Source organism: Rhizobium sp. Root274 (assembly GCF_001429245.1).
Lineage (GTDB): Bacteria > Pseudomonadota > Alphaproteobacteria > Rhizobiales > Rhizobiaceae > Allorhizobium.
In genome coordinates, this window is the sequence record NZ_LMJE01000001.1 from 1,349,153 (window position 1) to 1,374,862 (window position 25,710).

Here is a 25,710-nt window from a genome sequence, read left to right on the forward strand (position 1 = left end):
TCCGCCGTCGCGCGATTGACTCTTCGGACCCGCACCCGTATAAGCCGCGCACGTTCGGAAAAGGCGCCCCGGCGGCGTTTTCCCGTGCGATGAACCAACGCTTTTGCAGCAATGCAAATCCCAAGAAGGGCCGCACACCGCGGTATTAAATAAATGTCAAAGCGTACTTTCCAACCTTCCAAGCTTGTTCGCAAGCGTCGCCACGGTTTCCGTGCACGCATGGCGACCAAGGGCGGCCGTCAGGTCCTCAACGCTCGCCGCTCGCGCGGTCGTGCGAAGCTTTCGGCTTAAGGCCTGAAGTGCCCGACGAGATTGACGGGCTCATGACGTCCACGGACACCAAGATATCTGTCGGCCGGCTGAAAAGCCGGCCCCAGTTCCTCGCCGTCAGACGCGGCGAAGCGCGCAAGGGTCGACTGTTCCTCCTCGAGGTCCTCGACCGCAAGGACGACGCGCCGGCCCGAGTGGGCTACACGGTCACCAAGAAACATGGCAATGCAGTGGAACGCAATCGTATGCGGCGCAGGCTCAAAGAAGCCGTGCGACTGAATGCGGCGTTTGCAATGAAGCCGGGACACGACTATGTCATTGTCGGCCGGCGCGAGGTGCTCGGTGCACCCTTCAGTCAGCTGTCGCAACAGCTGATCCATCGTATTGAAAACCGCCAGACGAACAACACGCGGTCGCACAAGACCGGTCCCAGGAAAGAATGATGAAGAACAACCGCAATTATTTCGTCGCGATTGCCTTATCGGTGCTGATCGTACTTGCCTGGCAGTTCTTCTACATGAACCCTCGCATTGAGGCCCAGCGCAAGGCGCAGGAGGCCCAGATCGCGCAGCAGCAGGCTGCCGAGGCCGCAAATCCTGCCGCGACCACCACCACGCCGGCTGCGGGTACCGCCGTCAACGGCGCGCTTCCCGCCGGCGCTGCCACGGCCGGGTCCGTCGAAAGCCGCGAAGCCGCTGTCGCCAAGACCGCCCGGATCGCCATCGACACGCAGGATCTTCAGGGCTCGATCAACCTCACCGGCGCGCGCTTCGACGACCTGAAGCTCAAGCAGTACCGTGAGACCGTCGACAAGACGAGCCCGATCGTCACGCTGTTCAATCCGGCCGAGACCAAGGACGCCTATTTCACCGAGCTCGGCTTCATCGCCGGCGACAATGCCGGCCAGGTCCCCGGCCCGAACACCGTCTGGACCGCGCCCGCCGGCGCGACGCTGACGGAAGCGACCCCGGTGACCCTCACCTACACCAATGATGCCGGCCTCACCTTCACCCGCAAGATCTCGGTCGACGAGCATTACATGTTCACCGTCGAGGACACGATTGCGAATGGCGGCACCGCCTCTGCCAGCATCGCGCCCTATGGCCGCATCACGCGCTACAACAAGCCGGCGACGCCTGCGATCTTCGTGCTGCATGAAGGCTTCCTCGGCGTGCTCGGCGCGGAAGGCAGCCTGGTTCAGGACAAGTATGCTGCGATCGAGAAGGAAAACGTCGTCAATCCGAAGGCAACCGGCGGCTGGCTGGGGATCACCGACAAATACTGGGCGTCGTCGATCATTCCGGCCCAGACCCTGCCGTTCGAATCGCGCTTCTCGCACTTCACCGACGGCCAGCCGCGCTTCCAGGCCGATTTCAAGGCCGATGCTGTCAGCATCCCGGCCGGTCAGAACACCTCGATGAAGACTCTGGTCTTTGCCGGCGCCAAGCAGGTTCCGGTCATCGACGCCTATGAAGCGAACCTCAACATCCCGAAGTTCGACCTGATGATCGACTGGGGCTGGTTCTATTTCTTCACCAAGCCGATGTTCAAGATGATGGACTATTTCTATCATCTCGTTGGCAACTTCGGCGTCGCGATCCTGCTCACCACCATCGTGGTCAAGGTTCTGTTCTTCCCGCTCGCCAGCAAGCAATACGCCTCCATGGCCAACATGAAGCGCGTGCAGCCGAAGCTTGAAGAGCTGAAGGTGAAATATGCCGACGACCGCATGGGCCTGCAGCAGGCGATGATGGCGCTCTACAAGGAAGAGAAGATCAACCCGGTCGCCGGCTGCTGGCCGGTGCTCCTGCAGATCCCCGTCTTCTTCGCGCTCTACAAGGTCATTTACGTCACCATCGAAATGCGCCACGCGCCGTTCTTCGGCTGGATCCAGGACCTTTCGGCGCCCGATCCGACGAGCTTCGTCAACCTGTTCGGTCTCCTGCCCTTCGCAGCCCCGACCTTCCTGCATCTCGGCGTCTGGCCGATCATCATGGGCATCACCATGTGGGTCCAGATGCGCATGAACCCGACGCCGCCGGATCCGACCCAGGCGATGCTGTTCAACTGGATGCCGGTGATCTTCACCTTCATGCTCGGCACATTCCCGGCCGGTCTCGTGATCTACTGGGCCTGGAACAACACGCTTTCGGTCCTGCAGCAGTCGATCATCATGAAGCGCCACGGCGTCGACATCGAGCTGTTCAAAAACATCGGCAAGGTCTTCCGGCGAAAACCCGCTGGCACCAAATGATCTCGACAAGCCCCGGTTCTGCCGGGGCTTTCTCGTTTCAGCCCCTTGCTGCAGTGCATCGAGACATCATGACCCAGGCTGCCTCACTTCCAACTCCCCGCTCGCTTGCCGGTATCGCACTCGTGCTGGGCTCCGCCATCGCCTGGAGCTATGGCGGCGCGATCCAGCGTTTCATCGGCGTTGCCGACGGCTGGACCATCGTCTTCTGGCGCTGTCTGTTCGCGGGCCTCTTCCTCGCCGTCTTCATGCTCTTGCGCGACGGGCCGCGTGGCACGCTCCGTCTCTTCCGTGCACTCGGCTGGCCCGGTTTCTCCATCGCCGTCGGCTTCGCGCTGGTCTCCACCTTCTTCGTGCTCGCGGTCTCGATGACGCCGGTTGCGAATGTCGTGCTGTTCATGGCCTCGATCCCGCTCTTTGCGGCGCTTCTCGCCCGTATCGTTCTCGGCGAGCCGATCACGCCGGTCACCTGGGGCGCGATCTTTGCCGTCATCCTCGGCGTCGGCATCATGGTCTCGGCCTCGATCGGCGAAGGCGGCTCCGTGCTCGGGCTGACGCTTGCGGCCAGCATCCCCGCAATCTTCGCCTGCATGACCGTCGTTACCCGCCGCTATCCCGGCATCCGCATGACACCGGCCGCCTGTGGCGGCTCCTTCATCGCGTCTGTCATTGCGGCCACCCAGGCCGGCGCCTTTGTCGTGGGCGGCCAGGATCTCGCGCTGCTCTTCTGCTTCGGCGCCCTCAATCTCGGCCTCGGCATGGCGCTCTACGTGACGGGCGCGCGGCTCATCCCGTCAGCGCTCGCAGCCCTCCTCGGCACGGCCGAAATGATCCTCGCCCCGGTCTGGATGGTGATCCTGCACAACGAGATCCCCTCGGGCCGTACGATCCTTGGCGGCGCGATCGTCATGGCCGCCCTCTTCACCTATCTCGTCAGCCACATGCGCCCTTCCCGCGCAGAGGTTCAATGAGCTGCGGCTTGACTTTGCCGCGCAAAACCTGAATTGACCGGGTTCAAGAGAGGCCAGAGCCATGCGCGACCCCAATCAGAGAAGCGACTATCCCCTGTTCGTCCGTCCGTGGATCTTCATCCGCGGCGTGCCGTCGATGGAATTCCTGCCGCCGGAAGGTCCGCTCGAAGTCGCCTTTGCCGGTCGCTCGAATGTCGGCAAGTCATCGCTGATCAATGCGCTGGTCGGCCAGGCCGGTCTTGCCCGCACGTCCAACACGCCGGGTCGCACCCAGGAGCTCAACTATTTCGTGCCCGATGGCTTTTCCGGGCAGGCCGATGATCTGCCGCCGATGGCGCTTGTCGACATGCCCGGCTATGGCTATGCCAAGGCGCCGAAGGAACAGGTCGATGCCTGGACGAAGCTGGTTTTCGATTACTTGAGGGGGCGCGCGACGCTGAAGCGCGTCTATGTCTTGATCGACAGCCGCCACGGCATCAAGAAGAACGACGACGAAGTGCTGACGCTGCTCGACAAGGCCGCCGTCTCCTACCAGATCGTGCTGACCAAGACCGACAAGATCAAGGAAGCGGGCGTGCCCCGGCTGATTGCCGAGACGCTGGAGAAGATCAAGAAACATCCGGCCGCCTTCCCGGAAGTGCTTGCGACCTCGTCTGAAAAAGCAGACGGCCTCGAGCAATTGCGGGGCGCAATCACCGAGGCCGTCAAACAGGGCCTTTGACGCTCAGGCACCTGTGATGGGACAGGGGGCTAAACAGCCCCCTCCTTTAGAAATTACATCTTCGGCAGGATCACCGCGTCGACGACGTGGATGACGCCGTTCGACTGCTTGACGTCGGCAATGGTCACGGTCGAGACGCCGCCGTTCTCGTCGGTCAGCGTCACCTTGCCGTCGGCGGCCTTGGCCTTCAGCGTGCAACCACCGACCGTCGGCACGTCGTGTTCGCCGCCGTCATCGGCGATCATCTTCACCAGCGCGTCCGACATCACGGCCTTGCCGACCACATGGCAGGTCAGGACCTTGGTGAGCTGGTCCTTGTTCTCAGGCTTCAGCAGATTGTCGACGGTGCCGGCCGGCAGCTTGGCAAAGGCTTCATTCGTCGGGGCAAAGACGGTGAACGGGCCGGCGCCCGACAGGGTCTCTACAAGACCGGCAGCCTTGACGGCGGCAACGAGCGTCGTGTGATCCTTGGAGTTGACGGCGTTTTCAACGATGTTCTTGGTCTCGGGCATCTCTGCACCACCAACCATCGGGTTTGCGGCATAGGCGGCAACGGAGCTGGCGAGCAGGGCGGCGGTGATTGCGAGCGGGCGAAGGGCGATCTTGAACATTACGGTTTCCTCTGTCCTTGGTGTTCTTGAACGCGTCCTGACGGTTCGGGCCGTCGGACGCCTGAGTGGGATCCCTCAATCGGGGACACCACCAAGGACGGGGCGCTTCGAACAGAAGTTTCAAAAACGGCGAAAATTTTCTCGCCGTTTTTCTATCCTCTTGAATTAAAAAGAAACTTTCAGCCGATCAGGGGTGCACAGGGCCGACGGCCAGGACCGGACCCGTCGCCTTGCCGGTCGGGGAGCCACCAAACGGTTCCAGACTGACGGCCAGCACCACACCTTCCGAGAGCCGTCCGCGCAAGGCTTCCGGCACGGCGATCTCGCCCTGCCCCGTCTGTGGCAAGACACCCAGCGAGACCGGCGGCTGCTCGCCCTCGACCAGCCACAGCTCCAGCGATTTCTGCTCGGCGCCACCGGCTGCCACCGGCGTTACCGCCAGCTGGCCCGAACCCGCGTCATAACTCGCGAGAAGCGCGATCTGGCTCTGTTCGCCCGACAGCTCCGCCGTCAGCCGTGTGGCTGCCGGCTGCGGCCGCAAGGCGGGCGCCCATTGCAATCCAGCCACAAGCGCCAGACCGCCGAGCGAGGCAAATGTCAGTCCGCGCCACAGCCACAGAGCATTCCACAGCCCGCGCGGTGCAGCGTTATTTTCAGCCACCGGAAACAGCCGCTGCTCGATCTTGCCGAACAGCTGATCCGGCGGCGTCACCTCGGCGTAGTCGTCGTTGAACTGGAGAAGATTGGCCTCCCAGCGGCGCACGACCTCGGCAAACTGCCGGTCATGGCGCAGACGCGCCTCCACCTCGGCGCGCTCAGGCACACCGAGAACGCCGAGGACATATTCCCCGGCGAGGACCTCGTCCCGCGATCTGTCACCCTTGCTCTGGTCGGGCGTGCTCATCCATGCACTCTCTCAGTTTCAAAAGGCTGCGTCGCAGCCATGTGCGCATCGTGTTCAACGGAACCGCGAATGTCTCGGCCAGTTCCTGATAGGACAGTCCCTCGACATAGGCCTGTCGGACGGCGCGCGCCCGGTCAGGATCCAATGCCTCCATGCATGTGTCAATGCGTGCGCCTTCAGAGCGCAGCATCGCCGTCTGTTCGGGGTCGGGCCCAAGATCGGCCAGATCTTCCGCCGCCTCCAGATCCTCGCTCTCTGGCCGCTTCGCCCGCAAGCGGTCGATGCAGCGGTAGCGCGTGATGGCGCAGAGCCAGCCATAGGCGTTGAGGCCATCGCCCGAATAGCTGCCGGCCTTGTCCCAGATCCTGACGAAAACGTCCTGCAGGGCTTCTTCCGCATCGCCCCTGTCCTTCAACATACGAAGGCAGATGGCAAAAAGTTTCGGCGAGAGCTTCTGATAGAGGAGCGAAAACGCGGAGCGGTCGCGAAGGGCCACACGGGCCAGCAGCTCGCCGATGTCGTCGCGTATCATGATACCCCCATCCTCCAGTCGCAGCTGATTTAGGGCGGCAATCTGTTTCTGCAATGCGACAGGATGAAGATGCATGTCACCGGCCGCTTATATTGTGAGCCGATTATTCCATCGCGGCGACACATGCGTTAAAAGGCCGCCATTCCAAACGAGGTTTTCTCCATGTCGGCTCCCGAAAGCGAAATCCAGGCCCGCCTTCTCGTCCAGGCCCTGCCCTTCATGCAGCGCTATGAGAACAAGACCATCGTCGTCAAATATGGCGGCCATGCCATGGGCAATCCCGAGCTCGGCAAGGCCTTTGCCGCCGATATCGCCCTTTTGAAGCAGTCCGGCGTCAACCCGATCGTCGTCCATGGCGGCGGCCCGCAGATCGGCGCGATGCTCGCCAAGATGGGCATCGAATCACGCTTCGAAAACGGCCTTCGCGTCACCGACCAGAAGACGGTCGAGATCGTCGAAATGGTGCTCGCCGGCTCGATCAACAAGGAAATCGTCGCGCTGATCAACCAGACCGGCGAATGGGCAATCGGCCTATGCGGCAAGGACGGCAACATGGTCTTTGCGGAAAAGGCGCAGAAGAAGGTCCGCGATCCCGACAGCAATATCGAGCGCGTGCTCGATCTCGGCTTCGTCGGCGAAGTGGTCGAAGTCGACCGCACGCTTCTCGACCTGCTTGCCCGCTCTGAAATGATCCCCGTCATTGCCCCGGTCGCCCCCGGCCGTGACGGCGCCACCTACAACATTAATGCCGACACCTTTGCCGGTGCCATTGCCGGTGCGCTCAATGCCTCGCGCCTGCTCTTCCTGACCGACGTCCCTGGCGTGCTCGACAAAAACGGCAACCTGATCAAGGAACTGTCGGTCGCGGAAGCCCATGCGCTGATCAAGGACGGTACGATTTCGGGCGGCATGATCCCGAAGGTCGAGACCTGCATCGACGCGATCAAGGCCGGCGTTCAGGGCGTCGTCATCCTCAACGGCAAGACCGCCCATTCGGTCCTGCTCGAACTGTTCACCGAAACGGGCGCCGGCACGCTGCTGGTGCCCTGAGCACTGCCGCTGTCGGCCCTACCCTACCCCTCGCCGGTCACTCGACCGGCAGGGGCCTTTCCTGCACAGCCGGGCCCGCCTGTGCTCGCATCATCAGCACGGCAATCAGCACCAGTGTATAGCCGGCAAAATTGTAGAACAGTCCCGTTGCCAGTGCGTGGATATAGGCCGCGTGATTGGCGGTGCCGGCGGCCAGGCTCGTCGCCAGATCGGCAAAGAAGATCTGGCTGACGATCGCAATCCCGAGCGCACTTCCCACCTGCTGGATCGCCTGCAGCGCACCGGAACCAGAGCCTGCATCATGCGGCGGCACGCCCGCCAGCACCAGCTGGAACATCGGTGCAATCGCGATCCCCATGCCAAGCCCGCTCAACAAAAGCCAGGGCAGCAGCGCCACCCGGTCGGCCACATCGCCAAACCCCATGATCTGGAAGCGCAGCATCGCCATGCCGGTGATGACCATTGCGACGCCCGCAATCACCCTGAGGCGCGGCGTGATGTTGCCGAGCCGGCCTGATATCAGCGAGGCGACGAAGATCCCCGACGAGAAGGGCACCGTCGTCAGGCCTGATTGCAACGGGGTGAAGCCAAAGCCCTGTTGCAGGAACATCGCAAAGGTCAGGAAGAAACCCGGCAGCGTCGAAAAGAAGGTCGCCGTCATCAGCGTGCCGATAACATAGTTGCGATTGGTCATCAGATTGAGCGGCAGCAGCTCCGGCCCCTTTGTCCGATGCTGGCGGCGCTCCCACAGCGCAAAGGCAATCGCCAGCGGAACAGCGAGCGCCAGCATGACGAAACACCAGGCGGGCCAGCCGAAGCCGCGCCCCTCGATCAGCGGGAAGATGACGCAGAAGATCGCGAGGCCCGCGAGCACGATGCCGACAAGATCGTTCTTCAGCCCCGGGCGCGGTGCCAGCGCCGGTATCAGGCGTGCGCCGAGCAGGATGGTGATGATGCCAACGGGAATGTTGATGAGAAAGATCGGCCGCCAACCAAGACCGAACAGATCCATGCTGATCAGCCAGCCGCCCAGCAGTGGGCCGGAGACGGAGGCGAGACCGGCGCTCAAGCCAAACAGCGAAAAGGCCGCCGCCCGTTCCTTGGGCGGAAACATCATCTGCGCGATCGCCAGCACCTGCGGCGTCATGACGGCAGCACCCGCTCCCTGCAGCAGGCGCGCGAGGATCAGGCTGTTGATGCCGGGCGCCATGCCGCAGAGCAACGAGGCGAAGGTAAAGGCGCCGACACCCATCAGGAACACCCGCTTCTTGCCGCGAACATCGCCCAGCCGGCCAAAAGGCAAAAGCCCAAGCGCAAAGACCAGCACGTAACCCGCCACAACCCACTCGATCTGGCTCGACGTCGCCCCCAGCCCCGACTGCAGGCTCGGCAGCGCCACATTGACGATGGTGACATCGAGCAAATTCATGAAATTCGCCAGCATCATCACGGCCAGCGCCGTCCAGCGCTTGGGGTAGGCGTGATCAGATGCGGCAGCGCCGGGTGGGTTCGAGGGGGTCATGGGGTCTCCGGCGGCTTCTGCGCGTTGCGTATCTTGGATGTATCGCGCGGCGGGAAAAGCGCAAATGTTTTTGAAGGTCGGCGCGCCAATGCCACGACTTACCCGCCAGCGGCGGCCCTACCTCCCCCTTCCGGGGGAGGACGGAAAATCCAAGGCTTGAGGTCCGCGCAAGCCGCCTAAACTTCAGATTTTCCCGGAGAGGGGCACAGTTCCGTTGGCACTCTCCTCACCGAGCCCCCCTCTTGCGAAATCCGAGGTTTGGCCCTGATCGGGCCAGTTTCTCTCAAAACCTTCGCGCGGCGTCGCGCTCAGGCCCCCGTTCGCTGACATCCATTCACTGGATCGATTTCTGGCCTTCGGCCACCGCTCCGAAGTCTCCCCCGCAAGGGGTGCATGGAACCCAAGATTGGCTTGTGTCTGGATCCTCGGGTCAAGCCCGAGGATGACGACCTCTCGGGGAGATAGGGGTATCCTCCGCAAACGTTGTCCGGTGAAGACAGTAGCGGAGGATACCAGTCGCCCCCCCACACTCCGTCATCCTCGGGCCTGACCCGAGGATCCATACACAAGCCTTCTGACGCCAGACAGTCCCGCCAGACAGGGCCCTTTCCGAAAAAAGGGGGATGACTTCCAGACTTTTCCCAACAAAATCAAACCCCCACACATTTTTTCATCCCCCACCATTTTCCCTCCCGTAAACTCAACCCCGTCCCGCCCTCGGATACACCTGACGATGCGATGTCAGGCGAGGCGGGGCCGGCGCCGGGGTTAAGCGCTGTCGCAGGTGCAAGACCCCGGCCCGCTGCAACGGTCTCCCTCCGGACGTGGGGATGGAACGAAGGTTTGGCGGTCGGATGCCGCCAACCGGATAACCCGATCGGAAGGACGTGCCTCAGGGGCACACAGACAAGGCGCCAACGCTGTCGCGAACCATACCAGACGGCGGGGCGAAACAAACGGCGGGGATGNGCTGTCGCAGGTGCAAGACCCCGGCCCGCTGCAACGGTCTCCCTCCGGACGTGGGGATGGAACGAAGGTTTGGCGGTCGGATGCCGCCAACCGGATAACCCGATCGGAAGGACGTGCCTCAGGGGCACACAGACAAGGCGCCAACGCTGTCGTGAACCATACCAGACGGCGGGGCGAAACAAACGGCGGGGATGATGGTCGAGATCTGAAAAGGTCAAAGGCTTCATCCCCCGGGCGAGGGTCCCGGTCGGAATGGTGCACCATCCGGCGGGAACCTCCCGGGCCACCGGCCAGGCTGATGCGTCATCGAAAGGTGATGCCGCAGCCGGACCCGCGCCCGGTCGAACGTCGGTCATCCTCGGGCCTGACCCGAGGACCGACGCCCGTCGCCGCCTTGCCAGAGGGACGCATGCAGCGGGAAAAAACGCCGAACGGGGCGCCGGAAGGAGCCACATAAACTACTTAGACAGGTTGCTTCTGGCGCCTCGTCCGAGACAAATTTTGACCGANTGCAGCGGGAAAAAACGCCGAACGGGGCGCCGGAAGGAGCCACATAAACTACTTAGACAGGTTGCTTCTGGCGCCTCGTCCGAGACAAATTTTGACCGAYCCGGAGGGAGATGATCCCGACCGGCGGCGAAGCTTGGGGTTTTTGACAGTCTTAACATTTCGGGTTGCGAAGCAGCGCGAGTGTGCCGACACGCTGGCAGATCCTCGGGACAAAGCCCGAGGATGACGATCGCAGAGAGGAAACGCATTCTCCACAACCGTCGCAACAGGCCGAAACGCATGCGGAGGATACCCGGCCTAACCCCAATCGCCGTCATCCTCGGGCCCTGTCCCGAGGATCTGCCGAGGGTTCGTTCCGCACCTGGGTGATGGTGGGCACCTCAGCATGAGGCCGAGCGGAAGCCGCCGCGACCGCCTCTCCCTTGTGGGAGAGGTTACAAAATCGAGGGCTTAGTCCGATCAGGGCTAAACCTCAGATTTTCCCGGTGAGGGGATCGGTGATGGTGGCACGACGAACGGACCCCCTCACTTGCGATTTCTGATGTTCAGGCGGCTTACGCTCACCTAATTCATCGAAATCGCTTTCTCCCCCACCGACGGGGAGACGTCGCCCTATCCCCCTCAAACCAAAACCAGCAACAACACCCCGCAGACGATCAACCCACATCCCGCCACCTCAAGCCGGTTGATCCGCTCCTTGAAGAACAGGACCGACGAAGCGAAGGTGAACAACATCTCGACCTGGGCCAATGCCTTCACCACGGCCACCTGCTGCAGCGTCATGGCGATAAACCAGCCGAAGGAGGCAGTCGCGCCAACGAAGCCGACGAGGGCGCTGATCTTCCAGGCGGCGCGGATGCGGGAAAGCTCCGCCCGGTCGCGCCACAGCATCCAGGCGAGCATCGAGAGGGTCTGCACCACGATGACCACACAGAGCGTGTAGCCCGCCTGCATAACCGCATCGGGGGCCGGCAAGGTCGGCGCCAGCGACAGCGAGGCGGCGCGATAGGCGGTGCCGGAGAGGCCGAAGAAGAAGCCGGAGGCAAGGCCGATCCCGGCGGTGCGGCTCAGAACCGACGTCACCAAGGCAGAGGGCGTGAGCGTGGTGCGCGCAACCGAGATCAGCATGACGCCGGCGATCGAGACGAGGATCGCGGCAAAGGTGCCGGCCGTCACCGTTTCGCCGAAGAAGACGAGCGCGATCAGGGCCGCCTGGGCCGGCTCCGTGCGCGAATAGGCGGTGCCGACGGCGAAGTTGCGGAAGGAGAAGAGATGCACGAGCAGAAAGGTCGCGGCAATCTGGGCGAGCGCCCCGACCACCGCCCAACCGGCAAAGACGAGGCCCGGGATCGGCAGAGGGTGGCCGAAGCCCTGATGCAGGATGGCGAGATAGAGGAAGGCGAAGGGCAGGCCGAAGCCGAAGCGCACGAAGGTGGCGCCTGTCGTGCCCATGCGGCTCTTCAGGTGTTTTTGCAGGGCAGAGCGCATGTTCTGCAGGAAGGCAGCACCGATGGTGATGATGGCCCAGAATTCCATGGGGATCGATCCGGAATGACAGCCGGCGTCGGAGACGCGGCGAAATGGGGAAATGCGGTGAAGGGCAGGCCGCAAGGGCCGCGCATCAGGCCGTGCGGTGGCGGATGGTCCCAGTGGCAAGCGGATGGAAACGGCATGGCAAACGCTTGCGATCCTGCAGGATCACACTCGACTTGCCGGTGCGGATCAACATCATTCGAGCCATGTGCCTCTGATAGCACTTCCCGAAGCGGCAACCAATCCTATTTCCTGCGGACCCATGCGATCGAACGCAGCCACCCGGCCCCCGTTGCATCCTCTCAGGCTTCTGCCATAAGGACCCGATGACCAAACCTGCCAAGCTCCCCTCGCCCGATGATTTTGCCCATGTGCGTGACTGGGTCTTCGACCTCGACAACACGCTCTACCCGCATCACATCAATCTCTTCGCGCAGATCGACTCCAACATGACCGCCTTCGTGGCCGAGCTGCTGCAGGTCGATCCGGTCGAGGCGAAGGTGCTGCAGAAGCGTTACTACCACGAGCACGGCACGACGCTCGCGGGCCTGATGCTGCATCACAAGGTCGATCCGAACGCCTTCCTCGAAAAGGCGCATGCGATCGATTATTCGATGCTGCTGCCTGACGAAGCGCTGGGCAATGCGATCAAGCGGCTGCCGGGGCGAAAGTTCATCTTCACCAACGGCACGGTCGCGCATGCTCAGGATGCGGCCCGTGCGCTCGGCATCCTCGACCACTTCGACGACATCTTCGACATCGTCGCGGCCGACTATGTGCCGAAGCCGGCCGGCGCCACCTATGACAAGTTCGCCAGCCTCAACCGCATCGACACGAAGCATGCCGCGATGTTCGAGGATCTGCCGCGCAATCTCGAAGTGCCGAAGACGCTTGGCATGAAGACGGTGCTGCTGGTGCCGCGCAATCTCGACACGGCTGTCCTCGAAACCTGGGAGCGGGTGGAGCATATCGATGGTGAGAGCGTCGATTTTATCACCGACGATCTTAGCGGCTTCCTCGGCCACGTTCTGGGCGATCCGGCCTGACTTTCAGGTGAAGCTTACGAAAGTTTCATGCGCCTTACCGATCGTTAAGTAGGCCGTGGCCGCCATCGACCCTACATTCCTCTCATAGACACAGTCATTGAAAGGACCTCAGATGAACGGCAGAACCATCACCCTGGCGACCCTTGCGGCGTCCCTCCTGATCGGTACCACGGCCGGCGGCGCCTTTGCCCAGGATCGCGGCGATCGACGCGGCCCGCCGCGCGGCGGCCCGGAAGTCATGTTCGTCCGCATGCTGCAGCAGTTCGATACGAACAAGGACGGCAAGATCAGCAAGGAAGAAGCAGCCGGCGCCAGCGAAGCGATGTTCGCTTCGATCGACGCCGACAAGGACGGCTCGATCACGCCGGGCGAGATGCGCAAGCATCGCGAGTCGATGCGCGCCGAAATGGAAAAAGCCCGCGCCGAGATGAAGGCCGATGCCCCGGCACCGGACGACGAGGCGGCCGTACCGCCACCGCCGCCGGGCGATGATGATCAGGACGAGGCAGCCGCTCCGCCGCCGGACGAAGGGCCGCAGGACATGGCCGAAGCCGATGACATGGGTGGTCCCGACGAGATGCGCGGCCCCGATGGCATGGACGCCATGGGTGGTCCCGGCCCAGGCAAGCATCATGACGGCAAGGGCCGTGATGGTAAGGGGCACGATGGCAAGCGCCATGGCTGGCACAATGAGCGGGCCGAGCGCGGCGAAGGCCGTGGTGATCGCGGTCCCGGTGGCATGGGTGGTCCTGTACGCATGATGCGGGTGGCCGATACCGACGAGAACGGCCAGATCAGCAAGGCGGAAGCAACCGCCATGGGCGACAAGATGTTCGAGCGCATGGACCGCAACAAGGACGGCGTGATCAGCGTCGATGACATGCCGAAGCGGCCGATCTTCTTCCGCTGATCCTGACAAGCCTCCCAGGCGACGTGGATGCGGCCCCTTTACGGGGCCGTTTCTGCGTCCAGGTCGTAGAAATCAGCGATGATCTGCCAGGCTTCCTCCGCCGTTTCGGCGAAGTGCAGGAGTTCCAGATCTTCGGGCGCGATCGTGCCGAAGGTGGCGAGCGCCTCGAAATTGATGATGTCGTGCCAGAAAGCCTTGGAGAACAAAATGAGCGGGATTGGCGCCATGCGCTTGGTCTGGATCAGCGTCACTGCCTCGAAGAACTCATCCAGTGTGCCGAAGCCGCCGGGGAAGATGGTGATCGCCTTGGCGCGCATCAGAAAATGCATCTTGCGGATGGCGAAGTAGTGGAAGTTGAAGCTGAGCTCCGGCGTCACATAGGGGTTCGGCGCCTGCTCATGCGGCAGCACGATGTTGAGGCCGATCGAGGGTGCGCCGACATCGGCGGCACCTCGGTTCCCGGCTTCCATGACGCCTGGACCACCGCCGGTGACGACGACATATTCGTGATAATCGCTGGCCTTCGACTGATTGGAGCAAAGCTGGGCGAAGCGTCGGGCCTGGTCGTAATAGATCGAGGCATCTTCCAGGTTCTTCTTCTGGATATCGTTCTTCGCCGCCCAGGCGGCCTCGCCGGGTGCGGGGATGCGGGCGCCGCCGAACATCACCACCGTCGACTTGATGTTGCGCTCGGTGAGGATCATCTCGGTCTTCAGCAATTCCAGCTGCAGGCGCACCGGCCGCAGTTCCTCGCGGCAGAGGAATTCGTCATCGGCATAGGCGAGCGTATAGGACGAGGACGCGGATTGCGGCGTGCGCGGGATGACCTTCGCGGTCTGACGGTCCGTGGAGGAGTCCTTCAAAGGATCCCAGGATCCGTCCTTGCGCCGATGCTTGCCGTTTTTCAGTCTCGCCATGCTTGTTCCTTTCCGACGCGCAAGGCCGCCAGTCGCTGTTTTCATGCAGCGACTTATGCGCTAGAGCTTTGCGCGAATTTTCGATCAGACCCTGATCGCTTCCATCCCCAAGGTTAGACAACGAAGTTTAAGGAATTCAGATGAGCGCCTCCGATCTCACCCAGCTCGAACACGTCATCGAAGCTGCCTTCGAGAACCGCGACACGGTCTCGACCGCCACCAAGGGAGAGATCCGCGACGCTGTCGAAGCCGCGCTTGATCTGCTCGACAGCGGCAAGGCGCGCGTCGCCACCCGTGGCGAGGACGGTAGCTGGACCGTGCATCAGTGGCTGAAAAAGGCCGTACTTCTCTCCTTCCGCTTCAATGACATGGAAGTCGTCAAGGGCGGTCCGGGTTCCTCGACCTGGTGGGACAAAGTGCCGTCGAAGTTCGAAGGCTGGGGCGAGAACCAGTTCCGCGCCGCCGGCTTCCGCGCGGTGCCGAATGCCGTCGTGCGCCGCTCGGCCTATATCGCGCCAAACGCGATCCTGATGCCTTCCTTCGTCAATCTCGGCGCCTATGTCGGCGAAGGCACCATGGTCGACACCTGGGCGACCGTCGGTTCCTGCGCACAGATCGGCAAGCATGTGCACCTGTCCGGCGGCGTCGGCATCGGCGGCGTTTTGGAGCCGATGCAGGCCGGCCCGACGATCATCGAGGACAACTGCTTCATCGGCGCCCGTTCGGAAGTCGTCGAAGGCTGCATTATCCGCGAAGGTTCGGTGCTCGGCATGGGCGTGTTCATCGGCAAGTCGACCAAGATCGTCGACCGCGCCACCGGCGAAGTGACCTATGGCGAAGTACCGCCCTATTCGGTCGTCGTCGCCGGTTCGATGGGCAGCGACAAGGTGATGCCGAACGGCGTTGCCGCACCGCATCTCTACTGCGCCGTGATCGTCAAGCGCGTCGACGCACAGACCCGCTCGAAGACCGGCATCAACGAATTGCTGCGCGACTGATCGCAACACAGCTGGTGGCGTTCGACGCCACCAGCTGACTGGCCGGCGCCGGGGCCACCGCGTGACAGGGGCCGCCGGATCGGTTACACCTCCCCCTGTTCTCCCCATCTTGATCCGGGGCGCGGCTCCAGGATCTAACATTCCCGAATCTGGTCATGATCGCCACACATCCCGTTGACGTCCTGCAGGCCCTGATCCGTTGCCCCTCCGTCACGCCGGACGAAGGCGGGGCGCTTTCGGTGCTGGAGGACCTGTTGAAGCCGCTTGGCTTTGCCGTCGACCGGATGGTCGAGCGCGACGTCGATACACCCGACATCGAAAACCTCTATGCCCGCGCCGGCACCGATGGCCCGCATCTGATGTTTGCCGGCCATAGCGATGTGGTGCCTGTCGGCGATGAGGCGGACTGGTCGGCCGGGCCGTTTTCCGGCGAGGTGCGTGACGGAATGCTGTTTGGCCGGGGCGCTGTCGACATGAAGGGCGGGATTGCCTGCTTCATCGCGGCCTATGCGCGGCTGGTCGAGGCCGGCAAGGTGCCGAAGGGCTCGGTGTCGCTGCTGATTACCGGCGACGAAGAAGGACCTGCCGTCAACGGCACGGTGAAGCTGCTCGAATGGGCAGCCGCACGTGGCGAGCGCTGGGATGCCTGCCTGGTGGGCGAGCCGACCAATCCCGATACGCTCGGCGACATGATCAAGATCGGTCGGCGTGGCTCGGTTTCCGGGACTGTGACGGTGCGCGGCGTACAGGGCCACGCGGCCTATCCGCACCTCGCCGACAGTCCCGTGCGCGGTGCGCTTTCGCTGGCCAAGAGCCTGATGTTCCCGGCCTTCGACGCGGGCACGGAAAATTTCCAGCCCTCGAACCTTGAAGTTACCTCGATCGATGTCGGCAATGCCGCGACCAATGTCATTCCGGCGACCGCCCGCTTCAAATTCAACATCCGCTTCAACGACCATTGGGATGCCGACAGCGTGAAAGCCGAGATCCTGCGGCGTCTGGACGCGGCTGCCATCGATCCCGAGCTTCGGCCGGGTCGCGCCGCGATCGGCTATGAGATGGTGTGGTCCGAGCGGCCGAGCCACGTATTCCTAACGCGCAGCAACAGCCTGATTTCATCGCTCTCCGCTGCAATCGAAACGGTGACGGGCCGGACTCCGAAGCTTTCGACGACCGGCGGCACATCGGATGCGCGCTTCATCAAGGATTATTGCCCTGTCGTGGAGTTTGGCCTGGTGGGGCAGACCATGCATATGGTCGACGAGCGCGTTTCAGTCGCCGACCTCGAAACCCTGACGGTGATCTACCAGACCTTCATCGAGCAGTGGTTTGCGCATGCCGACGCTTAAGGAAATCGAGATCTACCTGAAGGGCCTGTGGCTGCTGATGAAGCAGGATCCGGCAGGCTTTACCCATCTCGATTTCAGCGATCGCGGCGCTGCGCGCTCCTTCTGGTCGATCGCCTGGTCGCTGCCGGCGATCCTCTTGTCGTTTGCCTGGTGGCGCGTGCTCTTCCTTGAGGGACAGCCTTCGGGGACCTCGGCCGGGCTTCTGTTTTTCTTCCGGCTGGCCCTGGTGGAAGCGGCGAACTGGCTGGTGCCGGTCATCCTGCTTGGCGTGCTGTGCTGGATGGTCGGGCTTGCTGAAAAATTCACCGCCCTCGTAGTGGTGACCAACTGGCTGGCGCTGCCGGCATCCTATGCCTATGGCCTGCTGGTGCTGGTCATGATGCTGCTGCCGGGCCTCAGCGGACTTGTGGCGCTCCTCTGGTTCCTGCTGATGGTGACGCTGATCATCATCCTGTTCCGCATCGTCCGAATGATCATTGGGGACCACCTGCTGACCGTGTCGACGATCATCATGGTGGTGTTGGTGCCATCGATGATTCTGGCGGAAGTGCTGGAACGTTATCTCGGCGTTTACCCGGGCTGAGGTCCGGCTTCAGATATCCGGCTGCGGCTCGTCGCCGGGATAATCCACCCGCATGAAATAGAGGCCTTCCGGCGGCGCCACCGGGCCGCAGGCCTTGCGGTCGCGGGCTTCGAGGGCTGCGCGCACATCCTCAGGCGTCAGCTTGCCTTCGCCGGCCTGTTTCAGCGTGCCGGCAAAGGAGCGGATCTGGTTGTGCAGAAAGCTCTGGGCGCTGGCGCGGATCTCGATGAGATCGCCGTGGCGGGAGACATCCAGCCGGTCGAGCGTGCGGACCGGGTTCAAGGCCTGGCAATGGACTGAGCGGAAGGTGGTGAAGTCGTGATGGCCAACCAGTTGCTGGGCGGCTTCGTGCATGGCTTCGTGATCGAGCGGCTTCGGCACCCACCAGGCGCGGTTGGCCTCGAGCGCGAGACGCGCCGGACGGATGATGATGCGATAGAGATAATGGCGCTTGAGGGCTGAAAAACGCGCGTCGAAATCATCCGGCACGGGCATGGCGTCCAGCACGGCGACCTGCTCGCCGGCCTGGGCGAGATGGGCGTTGAGCGCATTGCGCAGCTTCACAGGGTCCCAGGCACGGGTGAGATCGGTGTGGACCACCTGGCCCCTGGCATGCACGCCGGAATCGGTGCGGCCGGCACCCCGGACGACGACGGTTTCGCTGGTCAGGCGAAACACCGCCTTTTCCAGCGCTGCCTGCACCGAATGGCCATTGCGCTGGCGCTGCCAGCCGACATAGGCGGTGCCGTCATATTCCACCATCATGCGGAAGCGCGGCATCAGGCGATCACCTTGCCCTTGACAAGCGGCGTGCCGCGCAAGAAATCCTTCGCGTCGAGCGGCTTTCCACCGGCCTTTTGCAGGCGCACGAGGCTGACGGCTCCGGTGCCGCAAGCGACCGTGAGCTGATCGTCGATGATGGTGCCGGGCGCTGCGAGTTGGCCCTCCGCTTCGGCGAGATGCGAAGCGAGCAGCTTCACACGCTCGGGCTTGCCGCCGACCTCGATTTCGGTCCAGGCGCCCGGGAACGGTGCCAGACCTCTGATATGGTCGTGGACCTCCTTCGCCGGACGGGACAAGTCGACACGGGTTTCGGCCTTGTCGATCTTGGCGGCGTAGAGCACGCCTTCTTCCGGCTGGGCGACGGTTTCGAGTGCGCCTTTTTCCAGGAGCGCCATGGCCTCGACCATGGCGTCTGCACCGATCAAGCTCAGGGCATCATGCAGTTCGCCGCCGGTCATGTCGGGACCAATTGCGATTTTGCGGGTGAGCGCGACGGGGCCGGTGTCGAGGCCCTTGTCCATTTTCATCACCATCATGCCGGTCTCGGCATCGCCGGCCATGATCGCCCGCTGGATGGGGGCGGCACCGCGCCAGCGCGGCAGCAGCGAGGCATGGCCATTGTAGCAGCCGAGCCGCGTGCCATCCAGGATCGCCTGGGGCAGAAGCAGCCCATAGGCGACGACGACGGCGACATCGGCGTTCAGGGCTGCGAAGGCCTCGCGGTCGGCGGGATCACGAAAATTGAGCGGGTGACGAACCTCGATGCCGAGCTCTTCGGCGGCCTGATGGACCGGCGACTTTTGCAGATCGAGGCCACGGCGGCCGCCCGGGCGGGGTGGCTGGGAATAGGCGGCGACGATCTGATGACCGGCGGAGTGAAGCGCCTTGAGGGTGGCGACGGAAAAGGTCGGCGTTCCCATGAAAATGATGCGCAATGCCATATCGATCTCGCCTTCAGGAGGGAGCGGACGGTCGCGCCGAAGCGCGGCCTCGGATCAGATCTTCTGCCGGGCAGCCTTGGTGAAGCGCTTGATGACCATCTCGCGCTTCAGGCGGGAGATATGGTCGATGAAGAGCACGCCGTCGAGATGGTCGATCTCGTGCTGCAGGCAGGTGGCGAGCAGGCCATCGGCCTCGGTCGTCACTTCCTTGCCGGTGCGATCGAGCGAGGTGACCGTAATGGTGGCGGGACGCTCGACCTCGGCGTAATAATCCGGGATGGAAAGGCAGCCTTCCTCATAGGTCGAGCGCTCGTCCGATGACCGGATGATCTTCGGATTGATGAAGACGAGCGGGGCCGGCTCTTCGCCTTCCTTGGCGAGGTCGATGACGAGCAGGCGGCGCGGCACGCCGACCTGGATCGCGGCGAGCCCGATGCCGGGGGCCTCGTACATGGTCTCGAGCATGTCGTCGACGAGCTGGTTCAGCTCGGAATCCACGCGCTCCACAGGTTGAGACACCTGGCGCAGCAGCGGATCGGGCAGGATTATGAGTGGCTTGATGGTCATGAGCCTCCCTTAGCGCAAGATCGAAAGGGAGGAAATCGGAAAATGCACCGATCTTCTCCCCTTCTCGTCTGAGCGATCAGGCGGCATTGCGGCGATGGCCGCGACCCGCATCTTCGGTCCGGGTGCGGATATGGCTCATCAATTCCACGAGGCCGGCGACTTCGGCGCGCAGGCGACGGGTTTCTTCCGAGGTCTGCTCGACCATGCCGCTGTTTTCATGGGTCAGCAGATCCATGTTGCGGGTGGCCTGGTTGACCTCGTTGAGGCCCGTCGCCTGATCCTTCGCGGCGGTCGCGATGTCGGAGACGAAGCTGTCAATGGCATCGATGCGGGCGATGATGTCGCCCAGAACCTCGCCGGTGCCGGTGACGAGTTCGACGCCCTGCTTCACCTGATCGGAACTCTGCGAGATCAGCTGCTTGATTTCCTTGGCGGCATCGGCCGAGCGCTGGGCGAGCTGGCGGACTTCCTGGGCAACGACGGCGAAACCCTTGCCGGCATCCCCGGCGCGGGCGGCTTCAACGCCGGCGTTCAGGGCGAGAAGGTTTGTCTGGAAGGCGATTTCATCGATGACGCCGATGATCTTGGAGATTTCGGTGGAGGATTTCTCGATGGCGTCCATGGCGTTGACGGCGCGGGAGACGACGGTGCCCGAGGTCTGGGCCTGCTGCTGGGTTTCGCGCACGGCGGCCGATGCGCGCTCGGCATTGGCGGCCGTCTGGCTGACGCTGACGGAAAGCTGTTGGAGTGCGGTGGAGCTCTGCTGGACGCCGGCAGCCTGGCGGGTGGTGCGGCTCGCAAGTTCGCTCGATGCATGGGCGATGGCATCGGTGCCACCGAGGATTTCTTCCGAGGCGCGGCGGATGGCGGCGAAGGAGACGTTCAACTTGTCGACCGTGTCGTTGTAATAGCCGGCCATTTCCTTGAAGTTTTCCGGCAGGTCGGTCGTCATGCGGGTTTCGAAATCGCTGCGGGCGAGCGATTCCAGGCCACGGCGCAGATGCTCCATGGCGATCGCCTGATCGGCCTCGAAGCGGGCCCGCTCCTCTTCCAGCGCCTTGCGCCTGGTTTCCAGCTCATCGAGATAGACAGAGATGGCATAGTCCATATCGAGCATGGCGGCCTTGACGAGAGCCTTCATCTTCTCGGCCAGGGCTTCCGCATGGCGCTTGCCAAACGGGAAGGGCCAATGCTTGACGAGCACGCCGGAGAGCAGTTCGCCAACCAGCATGGAATAGCCGCCGATATACCAGCGCGGCTCCAGCCCGATGCGGGCATGGGCCTTGCCGACGGCGGTGACGCCGCGCACATAATCCTCATCGAAGCCGCCCTTGGCGACCTTGTCCCAATGGCCGATCTGGGCGTTCTTCGCGCCGTTCATATGGGCGCTGTCGCGAAAGAAACTGGCCATCTTAGCCGTCTTGCCGACCTTGGCATAGAACTTGTCGAGCGCCGGCCCCATGACATCGTGGATGGTCGGACGCAGCTCTCCCAAGGTGTCGCGCGTCTTCTGGTCGATTTCCAGGAAGTCGAGGCGTTCGGACAGATCGGTGTTCGATTTCTGATGCATGATACCAACGCGAGGCTGAGGGATTGATCGTCGTCAATCAGACCTGTCACGGTTTCCTAAACAGAAGCTAAACGCCGGGGCGAATTGTTCCACTTCGCCCCGGCGCTGGCGGTCAACCCGCCATCCTCCGATCCGCCGGCTGATGGCGACGAACAGACGTGTGGCTCTGGGCATGGGCATGCGCGTTCTGGATCCGGAAACCCTGGAGGGCGGCGAGCAGGCGTTCGGCCTCTTCCCCGAGCGTCGCAGTCTGGGCGGAGGTTTCCTCCACCATCGCCGCATTGCGCTGAGTGATCTGGTCCATGGAGGCGATCGAGGTATTGACCTCGCGCAGGCCGCCCGACTGGTCGGCTGCTGCGGCCGCGATCGTGCCGACGATCTGGTTGATCTCGCCGATGCGCACGATGATCTGCTTCAAGGCATCGCCGGCATTGTTGACGAGGCCGACGCCGGAATTGACCTGGGTCGAACTCTGGGAGATCAGGCTCTTGATCTCGCGGGCAGCATTGGCGCAACGCTGGGCAAGTTCGCGGACTTCCTGGGCGACAACCGCAAAGCCACGACCGGCCTCGCCGGCGCGGGCGGCCTCAACACCGGCATTGAGGGCCAACAGGTTGGTCTGGAAGGCGATTTCGTCGATGACGCCGATGATCTTGGAGATGGCATCGGAGGATTTTTCGATGGCGCCCATGGCATCGACGGCCCGGGAGACGACCTCTTCGGAGACACGCGCCTCATCAAGCGCAACACCGACGACCTGAGCTGCCTTCTGGGCGCCATCGGCGGTAAGCGTCACGTTCTGGGTGAGTTCGTGCAGGGCGGCAGTGCTTTCCTCAAGACCTGCCGCCTGCTGCTCGGTGCGCTGGGCGAGGTCGTCGGTTGCCTCTGCGATGGCGGACGTGGATTTGAAGATCTCGTCGGCGGAGCTGCGAACCGTACCGATCGTAGCGCGAAGGGCATCAACAGAGGCATTGTAGTCGCGCGCCATCTCGGCGAAATTGGCGGGCAAATCGTCCGGCAGTCGGGCTTCGAGGTCGCCTGCAGCAAGCTTGGTCAGGACGGCCCGCAGGGCGGCGAGCGCGGTTGCCTGTTCAGCCTCGGTGCGCAGCCTTGTCTCTTCTGCCTGCTTGCGCTCGGCGGCCAGGATGTCGAGATAGACAGAGATGGAGTAATCCATGTCGAGCATTGCGGCCTTCATGACGACGGAAATCTCGTCGGCCAGTTGTGGCGCCTTCTGCCGGCCGAAGCGGCTCGGCCATCGGTCGCGGGAGACTGCGTGGATCAGCTGTTCGAGCACCAGCGCATAACCGCCGATATACCAGCGCGGCTCAAGACCGATGCGGGCGTGGGCTTTGCCGACCTTGGTGACACCCTCGACATAGCTGTCGGTGTATTCCGCCGTGCCGACGATGCCCCAATGGTCTTCCTGACGACTCTTGGCACTGCGGATGTGATCTTCGCTACGAAAAAAAGCTGCGGTCTCAGGCACCTTTCGGATTTTATCGTAGAAGATTTCAAGGGCGGTCCCAATATTGGCTCGAATTAGCGGACCCATTCGGCGCAGGGTATCACGCCCTTTATCGTCCAATCCCAGAAATCGCAGGCGGTTCTTCAGATCCGCATTATCACTCGCCGATACCATCTTAGTCTTTCCATCCGAAGGGTCATGGCAATATCGCCATGCCTTATTAAGGAATACCCCAAATGGTAAATGTGGAGTTTCTAAAATTGACGAAATTTGCAGCGTGCAGTTGTGAGCAGATGTTTTTGGGTAGCCACCGCTCCCACCCTTGCCATTTGTCAATTTGACCGCAAACTTAATTTCAGCTTTTGCGTCCATTACCCCGAGGCTGGCGGCGCGTTCACTCTTTGATCTGGTCCGTCCGGTCGAATCGGATATAGTCTTGCCATGAACATTCAAGATCTTCCCGCGATCACTATCGGCTCCGTCACGCTCGGACCTGGATTCCTGCTGGCGCTCGCGGCGGTGCTGCTCGCCCTTCCCATCATCGCCTTGATCGCTGCGGCGCGACGGTCGGCGAACCTTAGGGCGCAGATGATGGAGGAAACGCTGCGGCGCGACGAGGCGGCGGAGGCGCGGCTAGCGGAGCTTCTCAAGGCACAGGCGGAGATGCAGGGGCGGCTGGCGACGATGGCCGAAGTGTTCGGGAGCCGGCAGGCGGAGCTGAACCAATCGATCAGCCAAAGGCTGGATGGCATGACGCATCGGCTCGGGACGACGATTACCGAGCAAACGAAATCCACGCATGACAATCTGCGCACGCTGCAGGAGCGGCTGGCGGTAATCGATGCAGCGCAGAACAACATCCAGTCGCTGGCTAAGGATGTGGTCGGGCTGCAGGCGATCCTCTCCAACAAGCAGACGCGTGGCGCCTTCGGCCAGTCGCGGATGGAGACGATCGTTGCCGACGGGCTGCCGATGGGGGCCTATGAATTCCAGACGACGCTTTCCAACGGATCGCGGCCGGACTGCACGATCCGTATGCCGAATAATTCGCCGCCGCTGGTTGTCGACGCGAAGTTTCCGCTGGAGGCCTGGAACGCGATCCGCGACGGGGAGACGCCGGAGCACAAAAAGGTCGCGAGCCAGCAGTTCCGCCGCGACATCGAGGTGCATATCAAGGATATCTCAGACAAATATCTGCTGCCGGGCGAGACGCAGGAGATGGCCTTTCTCTTCGTGCCGTCGGAATCGATCTTTGCCGAGATCCACGAGAATTTCGAAGGCGTGGTGCAGAAGGCGCATCGCCAGCGGGTGGTGATCGTCTCGCCGTCTTTGCTGATGCTGTCGATCCAGGTGATCCAGGCGGTGCTCAAGGATCAGCGCATGCGCGAACAGGCGCATCTGATCCAGGGCGAGGTGGTCCGGTTGATGGAGGACCTCGGCCGGCTGGACGACCGGACACGCAAGTTGCAGAGCCATTTTCTGGCGGCGCAGAAGGATGTCGAGCAGATCATCACCTCCTCCGACAAGCTGGCCAAACGCGGCGCCAAGATCGAGGCGATGGAATTCGAGGTGCCGGGTGGCGCGGTGGACCCTGCCGACGCCTCGCCACGGGCAGTGGAAAGCCGGACCGGGCTTCTCAAGCTCAGGGTTGTTGACGAGGACTGACGGGCTGGTCCACAAGAGCGCAACACCCCGGAGCAGATCCGGCGCCGTCAGCGTCGCCCTTCATGCTCTGGAATTGCTTTAGGGAGGCTCGCGCGCTCATGATCACCGTCTTCGGCTCCATCAACATGGATCTCGTTGCCACCACGCCACGCCTGCCGGTTCCTGGTGAAACGGTGGCGGGCACGAGTTTTGCGACGGCTGCCGGCGGCAAGGGTGCGAACCAGGCGCTGGCCGCCCGCCGCGCCGGTGCCGATGTCCTGATGGTGGGCGCTGTCGGCCGTGACGAATTTGCAGCGCCGGCGCTGTCTCTTCTCAAAGATGCGGGAACCGACCTCACGGGCGTCAAAACAGTGGACGGGCCGACTGGTACGGCGCTGATCCTGGTGGGCGGGGACGGCGAAAACATGATCGCGGTGGTGGCCGGTGCCAATGGCACCGTGGATGCCGGGCAGGCTGAAGCCGCCGTTTCGGCTCTAAAGGCCGGTGATACGCTGATGCTGCAGCTGGAAGTGCCGGCTCCGGCGGTGGAAGCGGCCCTTAATGCTGCCAAGAGCGCCGGTGTCCGGACAATTCTCAACCTGGCGCCACTGACGGCAGAAGCCTCGACGCTGGCGAAGCTCGCCGACGTTGTGATTGCCAACGAGACGGAATTCGAATTGCTGGCGGGGCGCCAGGGGCTGAGCGCTGCCGAACGGGAAGAGACGGCGCTTGCCATGCATCGCGAGACCGGGCAGGTGCTGATCATCACGCTCGGTGCTGCAGGCGTGATCGCCGCCGAAGGCGACATGCTGCACAAGGCGCAGGGACTGAAGATCGAGCCGATGGACACCGTGGGCGCCGGGGACACGTTCTGCGGCTATTTTGCCGCAAGCCTCGATGCAGGACTGGGCTTCGGCGCGGCACTTCGCCGGGCGGCGGTGGCAGGGTCGCTGGCCTGCCTGACGGCCGGTGCCCAACCGTCGATCCCCCTGGCGGCGGATGTCGCGGCCAGGACATAAAACGTCTCAGAGATTCCTGGCGATCGAAAACATCCGGAAAAGCGCTGTTTTTCAGGCTTTTCCACCTTTCT

24 protein-coding genes are annotated in these 25,710 nt (G+C 62.8%); 13 read left to right on the plus strand and 11 right to left on the minus strand.

Going from position 1 to position 25,710, the window contains the following annotated elements; all coding sequences use genetic code 11:
* Positions 1-153: 153 nt before the first annotated feature.
* From rpmH to yihA, 5 genes are all read left to right on the plus strand, one after another.
* On the plus strand, positions 154-291 hold the full coding sequence (rpmH, locus tag ASE36_RS06660) for a 50S ribosomal protein L34 (RefSeq protein WP_062611277.1): 138 nt from the start codon (positions 154-156) through the stop codon (positions 289-291).
* A 20-nt stretch (positions 292-311) separates the two neighbouring features.
* Positions 312-713, plus strand: a complete 402-nt coding sequence (gene rnpA, locus ASE36_RS06665; RefSeq protein ID WP_062278162.1) for a ribonuclease P protein component — start codon at positions 312-314, stop codon at positions 711-713.
* Positions 713-2,524: a membrane protein insertase YidC gene (yidC, locus tag ASE36_RS06670; RefSeq protein WP_062276696.1), complete on the plus strand. Its 1,812-nt coding sequence runs from the start codon at positions 713-715 to the stop codon at positions 2,522-2,524. Before rnpA ends, yidC begins: the two co-directional genes overlap by 1 nt.
* Positions 2,525-2,592: 68 nt before the next feature.
* A complete protein-coding gene (locus ASE36_RS06675; RefSeq protein WP_062278164.1) occupies positions 2,593-3,492 on the plus strand; it encodes a DMT family transporter in 900 nt (299 codons plus the stop codon).
* 61 nt (positions 3,493-3,553) lie between these two features.
* Entirely contained in the window at positions 3,554-4,213 is a 660-nt protein-coding gene (gene yihA, locus ASE36_RS06680; protein ID WP_062276699.1) for a ribosome biogenesis GTP-binding protein YihA/YsxC, read from the plus strand.
* Positions 4,214-4,266: 53 nt separating this feature from the next.
* On the opposite strand, the gene ASE36_RS06685 is transcribed toward yihA, so the two are convergent.
* The 3 genes from ASE36_RS06685 to ASE36_RS06695 form a co-directional block, all read right to left on the minus strand.
* Positions 4,267-4,824, minus strand: a complete 558-nt coding sequence (locus ASE36_RS06685; RefSeq protein WP_062276702.1) for a fasciclin domain-containing protein — start codon at positions 4,822-4,824, stop codon at positions 4,267-4,269.
* Between the two features lie 187 nt (positions 4,825-5,011).
* Entirely contained in the window at positions 5,012-5,728 is a 717-nt protein-coding gene (locus ASE36_RS06690; RefSeq protein ID WP_062276705.1) for an anti-sigma factor domain-containing protein, read from the minus strand.
* Positions 5,700-6,260, minus strand: a complete 561-nt coding sequence (locus tag ASE36_RS06695) for a sigma-70 family RNA polymerase sigma factor (RefSeq protein WP_062278166.1) — start codon at positions 6,258-6,260, stop codon at positions 5,700-5,702. The genes ASE36_RS06690 and ASE36_RS06695 overlap by 29 nt, the downstream gene beginning before the upstream one ends.
* Positions 6,261-6,422: 162 nt before the next feature.
* Between ASE36_RS06695 and argB the strand changes: the two genes are divergently transcribed.
* Positions 6,423-7,310, plus strand: a complete 888-nt coding sequence (gene argB / locus ASE36_RS06700) for an acetylglutamate kinase (protein WP_062276708.1) — start codon at positions 6,423-6,425, stop codon at positions 7,308-7,310.
* Between the two features lie 37 nt (positions 7,311-7,347).
* Here the strand turns inward: argB and ASE36_RS06705 are convergent, their stop codons facing one another.
* Positions 7,348-8,832: a DHA2 family efflux MFS transporter permease subunit gene (locus ASE36_RS06705; RefSeq protein ID WP_062276711.1), complete on the minus strand. Its 1,485-nt coding sequence runs from the start codon at positions 8,830-8,832 to the stop codon at positions 7,348-7,350.
* A gap of 2,100 nt (positions 8,833-10,932) precedes the next feature.
* Positions 10,933-11,847, minus strand: a complete 915-nt coding sequence (locus ASE36_RS06710; protein WP_062276716.1) for a DMT family transporter — start codon at positions 11,845-11,847, stop codon at positions 10,933-10,935.
* A 323-nt stretch (positions 11,848-12,170) separates the two neighbouring features.
* On the opposite strand from ASE36_RS06710, the gene ASE36_RS06715 reads away from it, so the two are divergent.
* Both ASE36_RS06715 and ASE36_RS06720 read left to right on the plus strand, forming a co-directional pair.
* On the plus strand, positions 12,171-12,890 hold the full coding sequence (locus ASE36_RS06715) for a pyrimidine 5'-nucleotidase (RefSeq protein WP_062276719.1): 720 nt from the start codon (positions 12,171-12,173) through the stop codon (positions 12,888-12,890).
* A gap of 112 nt (positions 12,891-13,002) precedes the next feature.
* The gene (locus ASE36_RS06720) at positions 13,003-13,800 is read left to right on the plus strand and encodes an EF-hand domain-containing protein (RefSeq protein WP_062276722.1); all 798 of its coding nucleotides are present in this window, start codon (positions 13,003-13,005) and stop codon (positions 13,798-13,800) included.
* 38 nt (positions 13,801-13,838) lie between these two features.
* Here the strand turns inward: ASE36_RS06720 and ASE36_RS06725 are convergent, their stop codons facing one another.
* Positions 13,839-14,717, minus strand: a complete 879-nt coding sequence (locus tag ASE36_RS06725; protein WP_082510864.1) for an LOG family protein — start codon at positions 14,715-14,717, stop codon at positions 13,839-13,841.
* Positions 14,718-14,857: 140 nt separating this feature from the next.
* Between ASE36_RS06725 and dapD the strand changes: the two genes are divergently transcribed.
* From dapD to ASE36_RS06740, 3 genes are all read left to right on the plus strand, one after another.
* Complete coding sequence (gene dapD, locus ASE36_RS06730; protein WP_062276727.1) at positions 14,858-15,715, plus strand: 2,3,4,5-tetrahydropyridine-2,6-dicarboxylate N-succinyltransferase; 858 nt, start codon at positions 14,858-14,860, stop codon at positions 15,713-15,715.
* A gap of 155 nt (positions 15,716-15,870) precedes the next feature.
* Positions 15,871-17,064: a succinyl-diaminopimelate desuccinylase gene (dapE, locus tag ASE36_RS06735; RefSeq protein ID WP_062276730.1), complete on the plus strand. Its 1,194-nt coding sequence runs from the start codon at positions 15,871-15,873 to the stop codon at positions 17,062-17,064.
* A complete protein-coding gene (locus ASE36_RS06740) occupies positions 17,051-17,647 on the plus strand; it encodes a hypothetical protein (RefSeq protein ID WP_062276733.1) in 597 nt (198 codons plus the stop codon). The genes dapE and ASE36_RS06740 overlap by 14 nt, the downstream gene beginning before the upstream one ends.
* A gap of 9 nt (positions 17,648-17,656) precedes the next feature.
* Here ASE36_RS06740 and truA read toward each other — a convergent pair whose 3' ends face one another.
* The 5 genes from truA to ASE36_RS06765 all read right to left on the minus strand — a co-directional run bounded on the left by truA (position 17,657) and on the right by ASE36_RS06765 (position 23,150).
* Positions 17,657-18,427: a tRNA pseudouridine(38-40) synthase TruA gene (gene truA, locus ASE36_RS06745; RefSeq protein ID WP_062276736.1), complete on the minus strand. Its 771-nt coding sequence runs from the start codon at positions 18,425-18,427 to the stop codon at positions 17,657-17,659.
* Complete coding sequence (gene fmt / locus ASE36_RS06750) at positions 18,427-19,371, minus strand: methionyl-tRNA formyltransferase (RefSeq protein WP_062276739.1); 945 nt, start codon at positions 19,369-19,371, stop codon at positions 18,427-18,429. Before fmt ends, truA begins: the two co-directional genes overlap by 1 nt.
* A gap of 54 nt (positions 19,372-19,425) precedes the next feature.
* A complete protein-coding gene (def, locus tag ASE36_RS06755; RefSeq protein ID WP_062276742.1) occupies positions 19,426-19,938 on the minus strand; it encodes a peptide deformylase in 513 nt (170 codons plus the stop codon).
* A gap of 76 nt (positions 19,939-20,014) precedes the next feature.
* Entirely contained in the window at positions 20,015-21,511 is a 1,497-nt protein-coding gene (locus ASE36_RS06760; RefSeq protein WP_156378582.1) for a globin-coupled sensor protein, read from the minus strand.
* Between the two features lie 109 nt (positions 21,512-21,620).
* Entirely contained in the window at positions 21,621-23,150 is a 1,530-nt protein-coding gene (locus tag ASE36_RS06765) for a globin-coupled sensor protein (RefSeq protein ID WP_062276747.1), read from the minus strand.
* Between the two features lie 267 nt (positions 23,151-23,417).
* Between ASE36_RS06765 and ASE36_RS06770 the strand changes: the two genes are divergently transcribed.
* Entirely contained in the window at positions 23,418-24,641 is a 1,224-nt protein-coding gene (locus tag ASE36_RS06770; protein WP_062276749.1) for a DNA recombination protein RmuC, read from the plus strand.
* A gap of 98 nt (positions 24,642-24,739) precedes the next feature.
* Entirely contained in the window at positions 24,740-25,639 is a 900-nt protein-coding gene (locus ASE36_RS06775) for a ribokinase (protein ID WP_062276752.1), read from the plus strand.
* The last annotated feature ends 71 nt before the right edge of the window (positions 25,640-25,710 follow it).

Coding starts and splice junctions, on each gene's coding strand:
- ASE36_RS06775 (WP_062276752.1), top strand. CDS start 24,740: ATGATCACCGTCTTCGGCTCCATCAACATGGATCTCGTTGCCACCACG.
- ASE36_RS06765 (WP_062276747.1), bottom strand. CDS start 23,150: ATGGTATCGGCGAGTGATAATGCGGATCTGAAGAACCGCCTGCGATTT.
- ASE36_RS06685 (WP_062276702.1), bottom strand. CDS start 4,824: ATGTTCAAGATCGCCCTTCGCCCGCTCGCAATCACCGCCGCCCTGCTC.
- ASE36_RS06770 (WP_062276749.1), top strand. CDS start 23,418: ATGAACATTCAAGATCTTCCCGCGATCACTATCGGCTCCGTCACGCTC.
- ASE36_RS06715 (WP_062276719.1), top strand. CDS start 12,171: ATGACCAAACCTGCCAAGCTCCCCTCGCCCGATGATTTTGCCCATGTG.
- yihA (WP_062276699.1), top strand. CDS start 3,554: ATGCGCGACCCCAATCAGAGAAGCGACTATCCCCTGTTCGTCCGTCCG.
- yidC (WP_062276696.1), top strand. CDS start 713: ATGAAGAACAACCGCAATTATTTCGTCGCGATTGCCTTATCGGTGCTG.
- ASE36_RS06705 (WP_062276711.1), bottom strand. CDS start 8,832: ATGACCCCCTCGAACCCACCCGGCGCTGCCGCATCTGATCACGCCTAC.
- dapD (WP_062276727.1), top strand. CDS start 14,858: ATGAGCGCCTCCGATCTCACCCAGCTCGAACACGTCATCGAAGCTGCC.
- ASE36_RS06720 (WP_062276722.1), top strand. CDS start 13,003: ATGAACGGCAGAACCATCACCCTGGCGACCCTTGCGGCGTCCCTCCTG.
- dapE (WP_062276730.1), top strand. CDS start 15,871: ATGATCGCCACACATCCCGTTGACGTCCTGCAGGCCCTGATCCGTTGC.
- rpmH (WP_062611277.1), top strand. CDS start 154: ATGTCAAAGCGTACTTTCCAACCTTCCAAGCTTGTTCGCAAGCGTCGC.
- ASE36_RS06725 (WP_082510864.1), bottom strand. CDS start 14,717: ATGGCGAGACTGAAAAACGGCAAGCATCGGCGCAAGGACGGATCCTGG.
- ASE36_RS06740 (WP_062276733.1), top strand. CDS start 17,051: ATGCCGACGCTTAAGGAAATCGAGATCTACCTGAAGGGCCTGTGGCTG.
- ASE36_RS06690 (WP_062276705.1), bottom strand. CDS start 5,728: ATGAGCACGCCCGACCAGAGCAAGGGTGACAGATCGCGGGACGAGGTC.
- ASE36_RS06695 (WP_062278166.1), bottom strand. CDS start 6,260: ATGATACGCGACGACATCGGCGAGCTGCTGGCCCGTGTGGCCCTTCGC.
- argB (WP_062276708.1), top strand. CDS start 6,423: ATGTCGGCTCCCGAAAGCGAAATCCAGGCCCGCCTTCTCGTCCAGGCC.
- truA (WP_062276736.1), bottom strand. CDS start 18,427: ATGCCGCGCTTCCGCATGATGGTGGAATATGACGGCACCGCCTATGTC.
- ASE36_RS06710 (WP_062276716.1), bottom strand. CDS start 11,847: ATGGAATTCTGGGCCATCATCACCATCGGTGCTGCCTTCCTGCAGAAC.
- ASE36_RS06675 (WP_062278164.1), top strand. CDS start 2,593: ATGACCCAGGCTGCCTCACTTCCAACTCCCCGCTCGCTTGCCGGTATC.
- fmt (WP_062276739.1), bottom strand. CDS start 19,371: ATGGCATTGCGCATCATTTTCATGGGAACGCCGACCTTTTCCGTCGCC.
- def (WP_062276742.1), bottom strand. CDS start 19,938: ATGACCATCAAGCCACTCATAATCCTGCCCGATCCGCTGCTGCGCCAG.